The following is a 15,398-nucleotide window of genomic DNA, read 5'->3' on the forward strand; positions in this document are numbered from 1 at the left end:
AAAATTAGATATAATCAAAGCTCATTTTTTAAGAAAGGATAAAAGATGTTAGAAGGTATCGTTAGAGAGAGTATCGGTAGAAAAGCTGCTAAAGCTTTAAAAAGAGATGGTTATCTAATTGCAAACATCTATGGAAAAGGATTAGAAAACATCAATGCCGCTTTTAAAGTAAATGAGTTTATTAAGGAAGTTCGTAAAAAAACTACTTTAATTTTTGATGTAAAAGTAGGTTCTCAAACTTTAAGCGTTGTAGTTGTGGATTATCAAAAAGATCCTGTAACTGCAGAACTTAAACATGTGGATTTAAAAGTTGCGCAAAAAGGTGTGATTTCTAAATACATGGTTCCAGTTAAAATCACAGGAACAGCTATAGGTCTTAAAAATAAAGGTGTTTTAATTCAATCAAAAAGAAGATTAAAAGTAAAATGTGCAGCTGAAAATTTACCAAATTTCTTCGAACTTGATGTAAGTAAACTTGATGTGGGTGATGCTTTACTTGTTCGTGATATTGTAGTTCCTGCGGGAGTAACTATGATTGATGCTGATAGAGTAGCGGTTGTAGGTGTAGAAAAAGCTAGATGATTTTAGTCGTAGGGCTTGGCAATATAGGCGTAGAGTATGAAAATACCCGTCATAATGTCGGTTTTATGCTAATTGACTTACTTTTAAAAGAAAGCAATTTTACAAATCTTACAAACTCTAAATTTAAAGGAGAGCTTTTTAAAATAGGTTCTTCTTTACTTCTTCTTAAACCTAGTACTTATATGAATAATTCAGGACTTAGCGTAAAAGCAGTGAATGATTTTTATAAATGCGAAAGAATGATAGTTATCCATGATGATATAGATATAAATTTAGGAGCCTTGCGCTTTAAAAAAGGCGGTTCAAGTGGTGGACATAATGGGCTTAAAAGCATAGATACTTTATGTGGAAATGACTATGAAAGAGTGCGTATAGGAGTGGGAAAGGGTGAAAATGTGATTTCCCATGTTTTAGGTAAATTTAAATCCGAAGAAGAAATAACTTTAAGCAAAGTTTTAGAGCATGCAAAAAAAGCTTTGCTTGAGCTTATTGAAAATGATGATTTGTCTGCTATATCATCCAAATACAGCCTAAAGGCTTAAGATGTGGATATTTTTTCGTTTTATTTCAGGGATTTATTTAAAAAATTTTTTTATTATATTTTTTTCTTTACTTGGTTTTTATTGCGGTATTGATTTGCTCTTAAATTTTAAAGATCTACCAAAAGCCGCAAATCTTGATTTGCTTTATGTTATGTTTTTATCTTTTTCGGCAGTGCCTTATGTATTACCCATTTCTTTGATTTTTGCTTTGGTAGTTTCTTTGATTTCTATGATCAGAGCAAATGAATTTGTAAGTCTTTATGCGTTAGGACTGAGTAGAAATTATGTTATTTTATTTCCTTTTTTATGGGCTTTATTTTTTTGTTGTATTTATATAGGATTGAATTTTACTTCTTTTGCTTATGCAAATGATTATAAGAGAAATATTTTGAAAAATGGCACTATTATGAATCAAAGTGGAGAAGTGTTTTTGAAATTTAACAATAATTTTGTTTATATTTCAAAGATAAACAATGGACAAAATAGTGCTCAAAATATAAAAATTTTTAATATTAATGATTTAAATTTAAGCTCTTTTGTAAGTGCTAAAAATGCCCATTTTGAAGGTGAAAGCTGGATTTTGCGAGATGGTAATATTACATTATTACCTAAAAATTATGAACTTGCTAATGATGGTTTAAAGATACAAGATTTCTCCGAGCTTAAATCACTTGAGGGTTTTAAACCAAAGATTATAGAAGGGGTTGCTAGTAATAGTGATTATTCAATATCTGACGCACTTGAAAGTTTTGAGCTTTTTAAGGCGCAAAATGTCAATACAGATACTCTTAAAATCAATCTTTATAAATTTGTTTTTACTCCTTTTTTTGCACCATTTTTAATGCTTATTATGTATTATTTTTTTCCTGTAATAGCAAGATTTTTTAATCTTGCTTTTGTAACTTTTATAGCTTTTGTAGTGACTTTGATGATTTGGGGAGTCTTGTTTTTGCTTACTAGATTAAGCGAAAATAGTGTGATTGCAAGTGAAATTGGCATTGTAGTGCCTATTATAATTTTGGGTTGTTTAAGTGCTTATATGTATTATAAGCATCGATAAATTAAGCTTTGTGTAGTAAAATTATAAAAATTAAAGGTTAAATATGGATTATAAACAATTAAAGCAAGAATTTAATACTCCTTTTTATATTTACAATTTTGATTTCATAAAAGAGCGTTTTTTAAATCTCAAAGAGGCTTTTAAGGCAAGAAAATCTCAAATTTTTTACGCTGTAAAAGCCAATTCAAATTTAAGTTTGTTGCAAATGCTTGCAAATTTAGATAGTGGATTTGATTGTGTAAGTATAGGCGAGGTAAAGCGTGCCTTAAAAGCAGGAGCAAAAGCTTATAAGATTATTTTTAGTGGAGTAGGAAAAACCAAAGAAGAGTTAAGACAAGCTTTAGAATATGATATTTTATATATTAACCTTGAAAGCGAAGCTGAAATGATGCTTTTAGAAAGTGTGGCTAAAGAACTTAATCTAAAGGCAAGAATCAGTATTCGTGTTAATCCAAATGTTGATGCAAAAACTCATCCTTATATTTCTACAGGATTAAATGAAAATAAATTTGGTGTTGAAATTGATATAGCAAGAAAAATGTATCTTTATGCAAAAAATTCATCTTTTTTAGAGCCTGTTGGAGTGCATTTTCATATAGGTTCGCAACTTTTAGATATTTCTCCCATTCATGAAGCAGCAGCCATTGTTGCAAAACTTGTAAGAGAGTTAAAAGCCTTGCAAATCGATCTTAAATTTTTTGATATAGGCGGTGGTTTGGGTGTGGCTTATGAAAAAAATGAGTGCGAACCTGATCTTTATGATTATGCACAAGGTATATTAGCACAACTTCATGGGCTTGATTTAACTATAGGAATGGAGCCTGGAAGGTATCTAGTTGCTAAAAGTGGAGAATTTGTTTGTTCAGTGCTTTATGAAAAACAAAATAAAACCAAGCGTTTTGTTGTAGTAGATGGAGCGATGAATGATCTTATACGCCCAAGTTTATACGAGGCTTATCATGAAATAATCTTACCTTATAATCAAGGCGAAGAGAGTTTATGTGATGTTGTAGGTGGAATTTGTGAGAGTGGGGACTTTTTTGCTAAAGCAAGGTCTTTGCCTAGCACTCAAAGTGATGATATAATGGTTATTAAAAATACTGGAGCTTATGGTTTTAGCATGAGTAGTAATTACAATACTCGTAATAAAGTTTGCGAATTAGCCCTTGAAGAAGGACAGGTAAGATTGATCCGTCAAAGAGAAAATTTTGAAGATCAAATCGCTTTAGAAGAGAAATTTTTAAAGGCTTAAAATGTTTTTTTTAGATGTTCAAGGGACTTTAATTTCTGATCATGATAAATCTTTAATCCATGGTGCTAAAGAACTGATCGATTTTTTAAATGCAAAAAATCTTCCTTATCTTATCATCACTAACAATACAAAAAAACTTGATTTTTTAGAAAAATTACAGCAAAAAGGATTGGTTATAAAAGAAAATGCTTATATTGATCCTTTCAGCGTTTTAAAACACCTTTTAAGACCTTGTAAAGTTGCGGCTTTTGGTGCAGATGAGTTTGTAAAAAGTCTTGAAAATCTTGGTTTTGAGCTCGATTTTGTAAATCCTAGTGCTGTGCTTGTGGCTAGTTATGATGATTTTAAATTTAAAGATTTTGCCACTATGATAGAATTGGCTAGAAGAGAAGTTAGATTTATAGCTATGCACGAAACTAGTATTTATAAAAAAGATGGTAGGCCTTATCCTGGTGTAGGTAGCATTATGGCTATGCTTAAAAATGCTATTGATTTTGAATACGAGGTTGTGGGTAAGCCTAGCATTGCTTTTTATAAAGAAGCTTTAAATTTAATAAGAAGACAAAATTCAAAAATCGATTTTGAAGATATTAAAATCATTAGTGATGATTTTAGGGGTGACTTGCTTAAGGCAAAAGAACTTGGCATGAAAACCTTGCTAGTTTTAAGCGGCAAGATAAGCGACACAAAAGGGCTTGATACGGATTTGCTTGATGGAGTTTATCCTAGTGTTTTTGAGTTTTTAAAGGATCTAAAATGCCAAATTTAGAAGAATTTAGAAATAAAATCGATGCGGTTGATGATAAAATTTTAGATCTTTTAAATGAAAGAATGACTTATGTTAAAAGTATAGGTGAGCTTAAGCAAAGTAGTGGGGGAAGTATTTATCGTCCTGAGCGTGAAAGAGCCATTATCAATCGTTTAAAAAATGCAAATTTAGGACTTTTAGATCAAAATGCCATAGAGGCAATTTATCAAGAAATTTTTGCAGTTTCAAGAAATTTAGAAATGCCTCAAACTATAGCTTATTTAGGGCCTGAAGGAACTTATACACATCAAGCAGCAAGAAGTCGTTTTGGTGCGATGAGTCGTTATATAGCCTTGGCTAATATCGAAGATGTTTTTAAAGAGTTAAGCAACAAAGAAGCAAAATATGGTGTTGTACCTATAGAAAATAATACCGAAGGTGCAGTGGGCATTACTTTAGATTGTCTAGGTAAGTATAATGAGCTTAAAATTTTTGGCGAAATTTATATGGATATTCATCATTCTTTTGTAGGAATTAATGAAAATTTAAAAGAAATCAAACGCATTTATTCGCATCCGCAAGGTTATAATCAATGTCGTAAATTTTTAGAAAGTCATGAACTTAGTGCTATAGAATTTGTTCCTTCAAAATCTACAGCTAATGCAGCTTACCTAGCTTCGCAAGATAAATATGCGGCAGCAATTTGTTCTAGAATAGCGGCTAAGCTTTATAATGTGCCTGTACTTTTTGATAAAATAGAAGATAATGCAGCCAATAAAACAAGATTTTTAATTTTAAGCGATATTAAAAATCCTAAAATGCCAAATTGTAAAACTTCTATTTTAGCACACACAGCACATAAACCTGGGGGACTTAGCTTTTTATTAGAGCAGTTTAAAAAAGAAAATATCAATCTTACTAAGCTTGAATCTCGCCCTGTAAAATCAAAAGAATTTTTACACAGTTTTTATATAGATTTTGAAGGGCATATTGATGATGAAAATGTAAAAAAAGCCTTAAAAGATATACAAGAGATTGTTTGGCTTGGATCTTATTTATCAGGAGAAAAAGATGAAATTTAATGAATTTTTAAATAATTTAAGCAATTATGAACCCGGCAAAGATATAGAAGTTATTGCTAAAGAATATGGCGTTAAAGAAGTGATAAAATTAGCAAGCAATGAAAATCCTTTTGGCACGCCACCAAAAGCTATAGAATGTTTAAGACAAAATGCAAACAAAGTCCATCTTTACCCTGATGATAGTATGATAGAACTTAAAAGCACATTGGCTCAAAAATACAAAGTTCAAAATGAAAATATCATTATCGGTGCAGGCAGTGATCAAGTGATTGAATTTGCTATACATTCTAAGTTAAATTCTAAAAATGCTTTTTTGCAAGCTGGAGTTACTTTTGCTATGTATGAAATTTATGCCAAACAATGTGGTGCAAAGTGTTATAAAACTCAAAGTATTACTCATAATTTAGATGAGTTTAAAAAACTTTATGAAACGCACAAAGATGAAATTAAACTTATTTTTTTATGCTTACCAAACAATCCTTTAGGCGAGTGTTTGGATGCAAGTGAGGCGACCGAGTTTATTAAAGGTGTAAATGAGGATTGTTTAGTTGTGATTGATGCAGCTTATAATGAATTTGCAAGTTTTAAAGATAGCAAAAAACATTTAGAACCTTGTGAATTGATTAAAGAATTTGACAATGTGCTTTATTTGGGAACTTTTTCTAAACTTTATGGATTAGGAGGCTTACGCATTGGTTATGGCATAGCTAATGCTAATATTATTAGTGCATTTTACAAGCTTCGTGCTCCTTTTAATGTGAGCAATCTTGCTTTAAAAGCAGCAGTTGCAGCAATGGATGATGATGAATTTACTGAAAAAACTTTAGAGAATAATTTTTCTCAAATGGAGCTTTATAAAGAATTTGCTAAAAAACATAATATCAAAATTATCGATAGTTATACAAATTTCATCACTTATTTTTTTGATGAAAAAAATAGTACAGATTTGTCTGAAAAATTGCTTAAAAAGGGTATAATAATAAGAAATTTAAAAAGCTATGGTTTAAATGCTATACGCATTACTATAGGAACATCTTATGAAAATGAAAAATTTTTTACAGAATTTGATAAGATTTTAAGATAGATAAATCAAATAAAAATATGTAAAATTCGCTAAACTAAGGGATGAGAATTAATGGATTTTAAAAATATGCTTCATCAAATTGGGCAACTTTATCAAAATTTAACTCGCAAGCAGCGTATAGTGATTGCTGCATCTATTATAGTTGTGGTTGGGTTTTTGGTTTTTTTAGCTTTATTTCGTGGAAGTGGTAGTAATGCAAATAATGGATATGCAGTTTTAGTTGAAAATGTAAGCCCAAGTTCTTCTGCTGCAATTGTAGCTAAACTTGAACAAAATAATATTCCCTATAAATTAGAAAGTGAAAATAAAATTTTAGTTCCACAAGATCAGGTTTATCGTCAAAGAATGTTTATTGCAAGCGAAGGTCTTATAAAAGATAGTCGCGTGGGTTTTGAAGCTTTTGATACTCAAGCTTTTGGAGCTACAAATGAAGAGCAAAAGGTAAAATACCAAAGAGCCATAGAAGGCGAACTTGCAAGAACTATTGAGACTTTAGAACCTATTCGTAGCGCTGTTGTACACATAGCATTTCCTAAAGATAGTGTTTTTACTGAAAGGCAAATTCCGCCTACAGCTTCAGTTGTTGTTAATGTTCGCGAAGGCTTAAAGCTTACTAGAAAACAAATTGATGGTATAAAAAATATTGTTTCAGCGGCAGTTCCAAAACTTACTAAAGAAAATGTTAAGATTAGTGATCAAAGTGGTGTGCCTTTAGATGAGCAAGAAGCATATGAAGATGACTTGGTTCGTGCGCAAATTAAATTTAAAAGTGATCAAGAAAAAGCTTTAGAAGATAAGATTATAGAAAATTTAGCTCCTTTTGCAGGTGGCATGGATAAAGTAAAAGTGAGTGTAAATATAGATTTTGATTTTTCCAAGCAAGAATCTCAAAGTGAAATTTATGATCCAAATCCTATAGTACGTAGTGAGCAAACTTTAAACGAGGAAAGAACAGGTAGAAAAGATCCAGAAATTCAGGGTGTTCCAGGTGCTGTTTCTAATATAGGTCCTGTTGAAGGACTTGACAATAAGGGTCAAATTGACACTTATAAAAAAAATCAAGTTACTACAAATAATGAACTTTCTAAAACTATCACAAATACCAAAAAACAATTTGCAACAGTTTTACGCACTTCAGCAGCTGTTACTATAGATGGAAAATATCAAGATGTGGTTGATGAAAATGGGGATGTGAAAAGCGAATATGTCCCATTGACTAAAGAAGAGCTTGCAAGTGTTGAGAGTATAGTTAAAAATACTATTAATTTTAGCGCTACTAGAGGTGATAGTGTTGTGGTGCAAAATTTACCATTTCATCGTGAGTCGATTAGAGTTGAGAGTAAAGTTAAAACTTTTTACAATCGTTTTGTTGAGCCATTTATTCCGCCGGTTAAATACTTTATTGCAGCGATTTTACTTTTTATTTTTTACAAAAAAGTTATTGCTCCATTTACTCAAAAAATGCTTGAAGATGTCGCAGCACAAGAGGAAATGCAGCAAGGTCCAAATGCTGTTTTAGATGATGCTGAAGATGCTTTAGAGAAATTTAATGCAGCAAGGAAAAAAGTTGAAGAACAACTTGGTTTTGGGGATAACTTCAATGAAGATTCTATCCAGTATGAGGTTTTGCTTGAAAAATTGCGTGGTTTGGTAAGTGATAAAGGTGAGGAAATTGCAGCACTTTTGCAAAACTTAATTCAAAATGATAGCGAATTTGGCGAAAAGGATATGTGATGATAAAGCTAAGTGAAGAACAAAAAATGGTCTATGATGATTTATCGATGCCTGAGAAGGTAGCGATATTTCTTATACAACTTGGCGAAGATGCAACCACTTCTGTGTTTTCACATATGGAAATTGATGTAATCACAGAAATTTCACGTTATATTGCTATGGCTAAAAATGTTGATAGATCTGTAGCTACTGCAGTTTTAGAAGAATTTTACACTCTGCTTCAATCAAATCAATATATTAAAAGTGGTGGTTTGGAATATGCTAAAGAAATACTTTTTCGTACTTTTGGACCAGAGATTGCAAATAAAATTCTTGAAAAACTCACTAAAAGTATGGAGAATAATCAAAATTTTGCTTATTTGGCGCAAATTAAACCACAGCAACTTGCAGACTTTATTACCAAAGAGCACCCACAAACCATCGCTCTTATTTTGGCACACATGGATTCTATTCATGCGGCAGAAACTTTAGAGTATTTTAGCGATGAATTAAGGGCTGAGGTGGTTATAAGAATGGCAAATCTTGGTGATATTTCTCCAAGTATTATTAAAAGAGTTTCTGCAGTGCTAGAAAGCAAGCTTGAAAGTCTTACCTCTTATAAGGTTGAAGTGGGCGGCCCAAGAGCAGTAGCAGAAGTGCTTAATCGTTTGGGTCAAAAAGCAAGCAAATCAACCATTACTTATATTGAACAAAGTGATGAACGCTTAGCAGAGACTATTAAAGAGCTTATGTTTACTTTCGATGATATACAAAAACTTAGCACTCAGGCTATAAGAGAAATTTTAAAAGTAGCCGATAAGCGTGATTTAATGATAGGTTTAAAAGGTGCAAGTGAAGAGTTAAAGCAAAAATTCTTAGCCAATATGTCTACGCGTGCAAGCGAAGCTTTTCTTGAAGAAATGGGTTTTTTGGGTGCTGTGCGTGTTAAAGATGTTGAAGATGCACAAAGAAAGGTTGTTGAAGTGGTGCAAAAACTTGCAGAACAAGGTCTTGTTCAAACAGGCGATGCGGATGAAATGATAGAGTAGGTGAGAGATGGTTAATCGTAGCAATGTAATTTCTGGTGGGGCTTCTGATCAGCATGTTGTTGAAGGATATCGTTTTAAAGTTATTTCAGAATTTGATAATCATACAGGTGAAAAAAAACATACTCAAACTCCAGATGAAGAAAATACTAATATATCTTTAAATGACGAAAAACCAGTCGAAGAAAATCAAGTCATTGCCTCTACACAAGCTGTTATGGAAACTCAAATTCCAACATTTCAACCAAGCTTTGTTGAAGATTTACTTAAAAAAACAGATGAAATGTCAAGCAATATTATTAAACTTCAAATGCAAATAGAAAGCCAAGAGAGTGAATTTAATAACCGCTTAAATTCAGAACTTGAAAATGCTAAAGAAAAATTTACCAAAGAGGGTTATGAGAAAGCAAAAGAAGAATTTCAAAAGGAATTGAGTGATTTTAAAGATAAGTATTTAAAAAGTATAGCCAAACTTGATAATGCTTGCGAAAATCTTGAAAATTTCATAGAAAAAAATGAGAAAGAATTAGCAGATACTGCTATAGATATCGCTAAAGAAGTAATCTTAAAAGAACTTGAACTAAATTCAAGTAAGATAGCTTATGCTTTGGCTAAAGATTTAATCGGTGAGCTTAAGGGTGCTAGTGCAATTGAGCTTAAGGTTAATGCAGAGGATTATGAGTATTTAAAAGAGCAATTTGATCAGAATGCTCATATTAAAATAAGTCTTGATGATGCAATTAGCAAAGGAAGTGTTGTTATTATAAGTGACGCAGGCAATATAGAATCCAATCTTAACTCTCGTCTAACTAAAATTAAAAAAATGGTGAATAATGAGTAAAAAATTTGCCCATACTCAAGAAGAGTTAGAAAAGCTAAGTTTAAAAGAATTAGAAAATTTAGCAGCATCTATGCGTGAAAAAATCATACAAGTTGTGAGTAAAAATGGTGGGCATTTAAGTTCAAATTTGGGTGCTGTAGAACTTAGTATAGCAATGCATTTGGTTTTTGATGCAAAAAAAGATCCTTTTATTTTTGATGTGTCGCATCAGTCTTATACACACAAGCTTTTAAGCGGAAAAGAAGAAATATTTGATACTTTAAGACAAATCAATGGTTTAAGTGGTTATACAAAACCTAGCGAGGGAGATTATTTTGTAGCAGGGCATTCTAGTACCTCTATTTCTTTGGCAGTAGGTGCTTGTAAGGCTATTGCTTTAAAGGGTGAAAAGCGTATTCCTGTTGCTTTGATTGGAGATGGTGCTTTAAGTGCGGGTATGGCCTATGAGGCTTTAAATGAATTGGGTGATTCTAAATTTCCTTGCGTAATACTTTTAAATGATAATGAAATGAGTATTTCAAAACCAATTGGAGCAATTTCAAAGTATCTTTCTCAGGCTATGGCAACGCAGTTTTATCAAAGTTTTAAAAAGCGTATTGCTAAAATGTTGGATATATTGCCTGATAGTGCTACTTATATGGCCAAGCGTTTTGAAGAGAGTTTTAAACTTATTACCCCTGGGCTTTTGTTTGAAGAATTAGGGCTTGAATATATAGGGCCTATTGATGGACATAATTTAGGTGAAATTATTTCTGCATTAAAACAAGCAAAAGCTATGCAAAAGCCTTGTGTGATACATGCTCAAACCATAAAGGGTAAAGGCTATGCTTTAGCTGAAGGAAAACATGCTAAATGGCACGGGGTGGGAGCCTTTGATATAGATAGTGGAGAGAGTGTTAAAAAAAGTGATACTAAAAAATCTGCTACTGAAATTTTTTCTAAGAATTTGCTTGATTTAGCCTCAAAATATGAAAATATTGTTGGGGTTACGGCGGCTATGCCAAGTGGAACAGGTCTTGATAAGCTTATAGAAAAATATCCAAATCGTTTTTGGGATGTGGCTATTGCAGAACAGCATGCAGTAACTTCTATGGCCGCTATGGCAAAAGAAGGATTTAAACCTTTTATTGCAATATATAGCACCTTTTTGCAGCGTGCTTATGATCAAGTGATCCATGATTGTGCGATTATGAATTTAAATGTGGTTTTTGCTATGGATAGGGCAGGGATAGTAGGCGAAGATGGGGAGACGCATCAAGGTGTTTTTGATCTTAGTTTTTTAGCTCCTTTGCCAAATTTCACTCTTTTAGCCCCAAGAGATGAACAAATGATGCAAAATATAATGGAGTATGCTTATTTACATCAAGGACCTATTGCTTTGCGTTATCCTAGAGGGAGTTTTATTTTGGATAAAGAATTTAATCCTTGTGAGATAAAACTTGGTAAGGCACAATGGCTTGTAAAAAATAATAGTGAAATTGCTTTTTTAGGTTATGGACAAGGTGTGGCAAAAGCGTGGCAAGTCTTAAGAGCCTTGCAAGAAATGAATAATAATGCTAATTTGATTGATTTAATTTTTGCTAAACCTTTAGATGAAGAGCTTTTGTGTGAGCTTGCTAAAAAAAGTAAAATTTGGTTTATTTTTAGTGAAAATGTTAAAATTGGCGGTATAGAAAGTTTAATTAATAATTTTTTACAAAAATATGATTTGCATGTAAAAGTTGTTAGCTTTGAATATGAAGACAAATTTATTGAACATGGAAAAACAAGTGAGGTGGAAAAAAATCTAGAAAAAGATGTCAATAGTTTGTTGACGAAAGTTTTAAAATTTTATCATTAAATAATAAAAAATATTATTTAATATAAACTTCTTTTAATAAAAATTTTATTATTATTTTTACTTAAAAAAGCAAGGAATAAATAAAATGGAATTACTACAAATGCTTAAAAAACATGAGTTAAAAGCTACTCCGCAAAGACTATGTGTTTTAAAAATTTTAAAAAGACATGAGCATCCTAATATTGATGAATTATATACAGAAATTAAAAAAGAATACCCTTCAATCTCTTTAGCGACGGTTTATAAAAATCTTAATACTTTACAAGAACAAGGTTTAGTTGTTGAAATCAATGTTTTAAATCAAAAAACTTGTTACGATATCTATGAAGAAGAACATATTCATGTTGTTTGCACCAAATGTGGTGGTATAGAGGATTTAAGTTTTAAAGATGCTAAGCTTTATGAATATCAAGAGCATTTAGAAAAAAAGATAGGCAATCTCGTCAATCATCTGTCTGTTTGTGCTTATGTTGATAATTGCAAAAAGTGTCATTAAGCAAAATAAGGTTAAAATAACCCATATATTTTAAGGGTTATTTTAATGGTTTATGAAATTCAAAAAAACTTTTTACTATCTGATTGCACTCTTTTAGAGAATTTAAAAAAAGATAATATACCTTTTCGAAATTCTAAATTTGAAACTTTTTATACTCAAATAACTTCAAATCATAGTGTTAAATTTCAAAGTTTTTGCAATGAATTTTATAAAATTACAAAATTTAATAATTCAATTTTAGAACAGAATCAAGAAGAGAAAATTTCTAAAAAAAAATTTGAAAAAGCTCGAAAAAAGATTATAGGAAAGAGCATTAAAAAAGAACGCTTCGAATTTAAATTTTGCTCTTTAAAAAGTTATATTGATATTTATGAAGAGCCTAAAATTTGTATTTTAAAAATATTTTTTCCAACTTTGGATAGTTCCAATGAATTTAAAATTCCTAAAGATTTTAAAATTCAAAAAGAATTACATCATGATTTAAATTCTAAACATATCGTTTTATATGGTTTTGAATATCAAAATTTTGATATAGAGAAATGTTTTAAAATTATAGAAAAAAATCAGAATTTTAGCTTGGATTTTCCAAATTATATTAATGCTTATGATGGATTTAGAATTTTTTTATTTTATTTATTTAAAAAATTAAAATTTTATTGGACTTTATCTTTAGAGAGAAAAGATAAGCAAAGTTTATGCGAATTTTTATTTTATTCAAGAAGCTTGTATATAGTTTTATCAAGTATGAATACTATTTTAGATAAAAATTTGAGTAATATTTTGGCTTTAAAGTTTAAAGATATAACGAAAAAAACTCAAGATATTTTAGCAAGTGAAAATTCAAATCAAGATTTATTGCTATTTTTAAGCGATGAAAAAATCCAAGATTTGTTTAATGATTTTGATTTTTTCATAAAGGAAAATTCTTTTTATGAAGGCGATTGCAAAGATAGGTTTTTTAAACAACTTGTTGCGTTAGAACTTAGAAAAAAAATTATTTTATTTAGAAAAAATATACTAAAAAATTTTGATTTAGAGCTTTTTGAAAATAGTTTTTTTGAATTGGCAATATTTTTAGAATATTTTTATCATTTTTTAGAGATAAAAAATTTAAACAAACTTTATGAAAAATATTCCAAAGATAGGGATAAAAATATTTTTTCCAAAATAATCAATAATAAAAATAAATTTTGCAAATTGCTTAAAAAATCAAGTAAAAATTTGAAAATTTACAAAGGATAAAAATGCAAAAACAAGAAAAAATTATAGAAATGTTTAATCAAATTGCACCTACTTATGATAAGGCGAATAGAATTTTAAGCTTTGGAGCTGATGTAGCGTGGCGCAAAAAAGCTTGTCAAAGAGTGATGAGTTTGTATTTAAAAAAAGATTTAAAAATCGCTGATATTGCCTGTGGCACAGGGGATATGATAGAGATTTGGCAAGAGAGTGCTTTAAAAATGGAAAAAAATATTTTAAATATTAAAGGTATTGATCCAAGTAGTGGCATGCTAAATGTTGCAAAAGAAAAATTTCCAAATGTCGAATTTATAAAAGCAGGGGCGCAAAATTTACCTTTAGAAAGTCAAAGTTTAGATATTTTAAGTATTAGTTATGGCATTCGCAATGTTGTAGAAAGACAAAAAGCCTTAAGCGAATTTGCTAGAGTACTTCAAAAAGATGGTATTTTGGTAGTTTTGGAATTTACAAAAAGAGAAAAGGGTGGATTTATAGCAGCTTGTAGAGATTTTTATCTTAAAAATATTTTACCAAGTATAGGTGGGATAATCAGTAAAAATAAAAGTGCTTATGAGTATTTGCCAAACTCTATTGAAGGATTTTTAAGTAAGGAAGAGTTCATCTTAGAACTTAAAAATGCTGGTTTTGAAATACTTGATTATAAAAGTTTTAGCTTTGGCGTGAGTTCAATGTTTATAGCAAAAAAACTATGACACCAACAGAATTAAATCTTAAAGCAAAGGCTTTATTAGAAACACATTTTGATGATATAGTTTTAAGTGGAGAAATTTCAAAAATTACTTTGCATGGTTCAGGACATTGGTATTTTGATTTAAAAGATGAAAGATCAAGCATTGCTTGTGCTATGTTTAAAGGAGCTAATTTAAAAGTCGGATTTAAACCAGCTGTGGGGAATTTTTTAGAGCTTTGTGGAAGTGTAAGTTTATATCCTGAAAGTGGTCGTTATCAATTTATCGCTACTAGTATGAAAAAAGCAGGTTTTGGGGATTTGGAAGCACAGTTTTTGGCTTTAAAAGAGCGTTTGCAAAAAGAAGGACTTTTTGATCCACGCTTTAAAAAATCTTTGCCAAAATTTCCTAAAAAAGTAGGCATTATCACTTCAAAAACTTCTGCTGCTTTGCAAGATATGTTAAAACTTATTCACCAAAAAGAATATTTTTTGGCAAAAATTTATATTTTTGATGCTTTAACTCAAGGAAATAATGCTCCTTTTTCTCTTATACAAGCTTTAAAAAAAGCCGATGATATGGATTTAGATGTTCTTATTATAGCACGTGGTGGAGGAAGCAGAGAAGATCTTTTTTGTTTTAATGATGAAAATTTAGCAAGAGAGATTTTTAAAGCAAAAACTCCTATTATTTCAGCCATAGGACATGAGATTGATTATGTTATTAGTGATTTTGTTGCAGATTTTAGAGCTCCAACGCCTTCAGCTGCTATAGATACTTTGTTTTATTCTAAGTTGGATATAGAGCAAAGTTTGGATTTAATGGAAGAAAAATTAATGCAACTTTGGAATTATAAAATACAAAATTATGAAAATTTGCTTTTAAATTTAAGCAAATTTTTCAAATTTAATTCTTTGCCAAAAATAATAGATGAAAAAATAAAACAAAGCCATAATATAGAAAAGCAATTAAATCATCTATTGGCAAATCAAATGCGTTATAATGAATTAAAATTAGATAAATTGCAAAATGCTTATTTGCAACATGAGAATTTTTTTAATAAAAGCAAAAAGTTTATTTGTATCAGAAAAAATGGTAAAATAGCAAATTTAGAAGATCTTAAGAGTGATGATATCGTTATTTTAAGTTCTCAAACTTCTCAAAAAGAAGCAAAAATTTTATAA

At 30.3% G+C, this 15,398-nt stretch carries 15 protein-coding genes; all 15 read left to right on the plus strand.

The window, feature by feature from the left end:
• The first annotated feature begins 45 nt into the window (after positions 1–45).
• On the plus strand, positions 46–582 hold the full coding sequence (locus FBE87_RS01480) for a 50S ribosomal protein L25/general stress protein Ctc (RefSeq protein ID WP_002791314.1): 537 nt from the start codon (positions 46–48) through the stop codon (positions 580–582).
• The gene (gene pth, locus FBE87_RS01485; RefSeq protein WP_002858659.1) at positions 579–1,124 is read left to right on the plus strand and encodes an aminoacyl-tRNA hydrolase; all 546 of its coding nucleotides are present in this window, start codon (positions 579–581) and stop codon (positions 1,122–1,124) included. The genes FBE87_RS01480 and pth overlap by 4 nt, the downstream gene beginning before the upstream one ends.
• A 1-nt stretch (position 1,125) precedes the next feature.
• Positions 1,126–2,184, plus strand: a complete 1,059-nt coding sequence (locus FBE87_RS01490) for an LptF/LptG family permease (protein WP_002875401.1) — start codon at positions 1,126–1,128, stop codon at positions 2,182–2,184.
• Positions 2,185–2,227: 43 nt separating this feature from the next.
• Positions 2,228–3,436 carry a diaminopimelate decarboxylase gene (gene lysA, locus FBE87_RS01495; protein ID WP_002858733.1) on the plus strand — a complete coding sequence of 403 codons (1,209 nt, stop codon included), beginning with the start codon at positions 2,228–2,230 and terminating at the stop codon, positions 3,434–3,436.
• A 1-nt stretch (position 3,437) separates the two neighbouring features.
• Positions 3,438–4,205 (plus strand): HAD-IIA family hydrolase, encoded by a 768-nt coding sequence (locus FBE87_RS01500; RefSeq protein ID WP_002858702.1) that lies wholly within the window; start codon positions 3,438–3,440, stop codon positions 4,203–4,205.
• A complete protein-coding gene (gene pheA / locus FBE87_RS01505; protein ID WP_002858741.1) occupies positions 4,193–5,266 on the plus strand; it encodes a prephenate dehydratase in 1,074 nt (357 codons plus the stop codon). Before FBE87_RS01500 ends, pheA begins: the two co-directional genes overlap by 13 nt.
• Positions 5,256–6,350 carry a histidinol-phosphate transaminase gene (gene hisC / locus FBE87_RS01510; RefSeq protein WP_100621158.1) on the plus strand — a complete coding sequence of 365 codons (1,095 nt, stop codon included), beginning with the start codon at positions 5,256–5,258 and terminating at the stop codon, positions 6,348–6,350. The genes pheA and hisC overlap by 11 nt, the downstream gene beginning before the upstream one ends.
• 51 nt (positions 6,351–6,401) lie before the next feature.
• On the plus strand, positions 6,402–8,084 hold the full coding sequence (gene fliF / locus FBE87_RS01515) for a flagellar basal-body MS-ring/collar protein FliF (protein WP_002859425.1): 1,683 nt from the start codon (positions 6,402–6,404) through the stop codon (positions 8,082–8,084).
• The gene (fliG, locus tag FBE87_RS01520) at positions 8,084–9,112 is read left to right on the plus strand and encodes a flagellar motor switch protein FliG (RefSeq protein WP_002854670.1); all 1,029 of its coding nucleotides are present in this window, start codon (positions 8,084–8,086) and stop codon (positions 9,110–9,112) included. The genes fliF and fliG overlap by 1 nt, the downstream gene beginning before the upstream one ends.
• Before the next feature lie 7 nt (positions 9,113–9,119).
• Positions 9,120–9,950 carry a flagellar assembly protein FliH gene (gene fliH / locus FBE87_RS01525; RefSeq protein ID WP_100621157.1) on the plus strand — a complete coding sequence of 277 codons (831 nt, stop codon included), beginning with the start codon at positions 9,120–9,122 and terminating at the stop codon, positions 9,948–9,950.
• Complete coding sequence (dxs, locus tag FBE87_RS01530; protein WP_002858717.1) at positions 9,943–11,790, plus strand: 1-deoxy-D-xylulose-5-phosphate synthase; 1,848 nt, start codon at positions 9,943–9,945, stop codon at positions 11,788–11,790. The genes fliH and dxs overlap by 8 nt, the downstream gene beginning before the upstream one ends.
• Positions 11,791–11,875: 85 nt before the next feature.
• Complete coding sequence (gene perR / locus FBE87_RS01535; protein ID WP_002872045.1) at positions 11,876–12,286, plus strand: peroxide-responsive transcriptional repressor PerR; 411 nt, start codon at positions 11,876–11,878, stop codon at positions 12,284–12,286.
• 45 nt (positions 12,287–12,331) lie between these two features.
• Positions 12,332–13,528, plus strand: coding sequence for a hypothetical protein (locus FBE87_RS01540; RefSeq protein WP_002872046.1), 1,197 nt, complete (start codon positions 12,332–12,334; stop codon positions 13,526–13,528).
• 2 nt (positions 13,529–13,530) lie between these two features.
• Entirely contained in the window at positions 13,531–14,238 is a 708-nt protein-coding gene (gene ubiE / locus FBE87_RS01545; protein WP_052798276.1) for a bifunctional demethylmenaquinone methyltransferase/2-methoxy-6-polyprenyl-1,4-benzoquinol methylase UbiE, read from the plus strand.
• Positions 14,235–15,398 carry an exodeoxyribonuclease VII large subunit gene (gene xseA / locus FBE87_RS01550; protein WP_002859429.1) on the plus strand — a complete coding sequence of 388 codons (1,164 nt, stop codon included), beginning with the start codon at positions 14,235–14,237 and terminating at the stop codon, positions 15,396–15,398. The genes ubiE and xseA overlap by 4 nt, the downstream gene beginning before the upstream one ends.

It is taken from the genome of Campylobacter sp. CFSAN093246, assembly GCF_012889415.1.
Classification (GTDB): Bacteria; Campylobacterota; Campylobacteria; order Campylobacterales; family Campylobacteraceae; genus Campylobacter_D; species Campylobacter_D jejuni.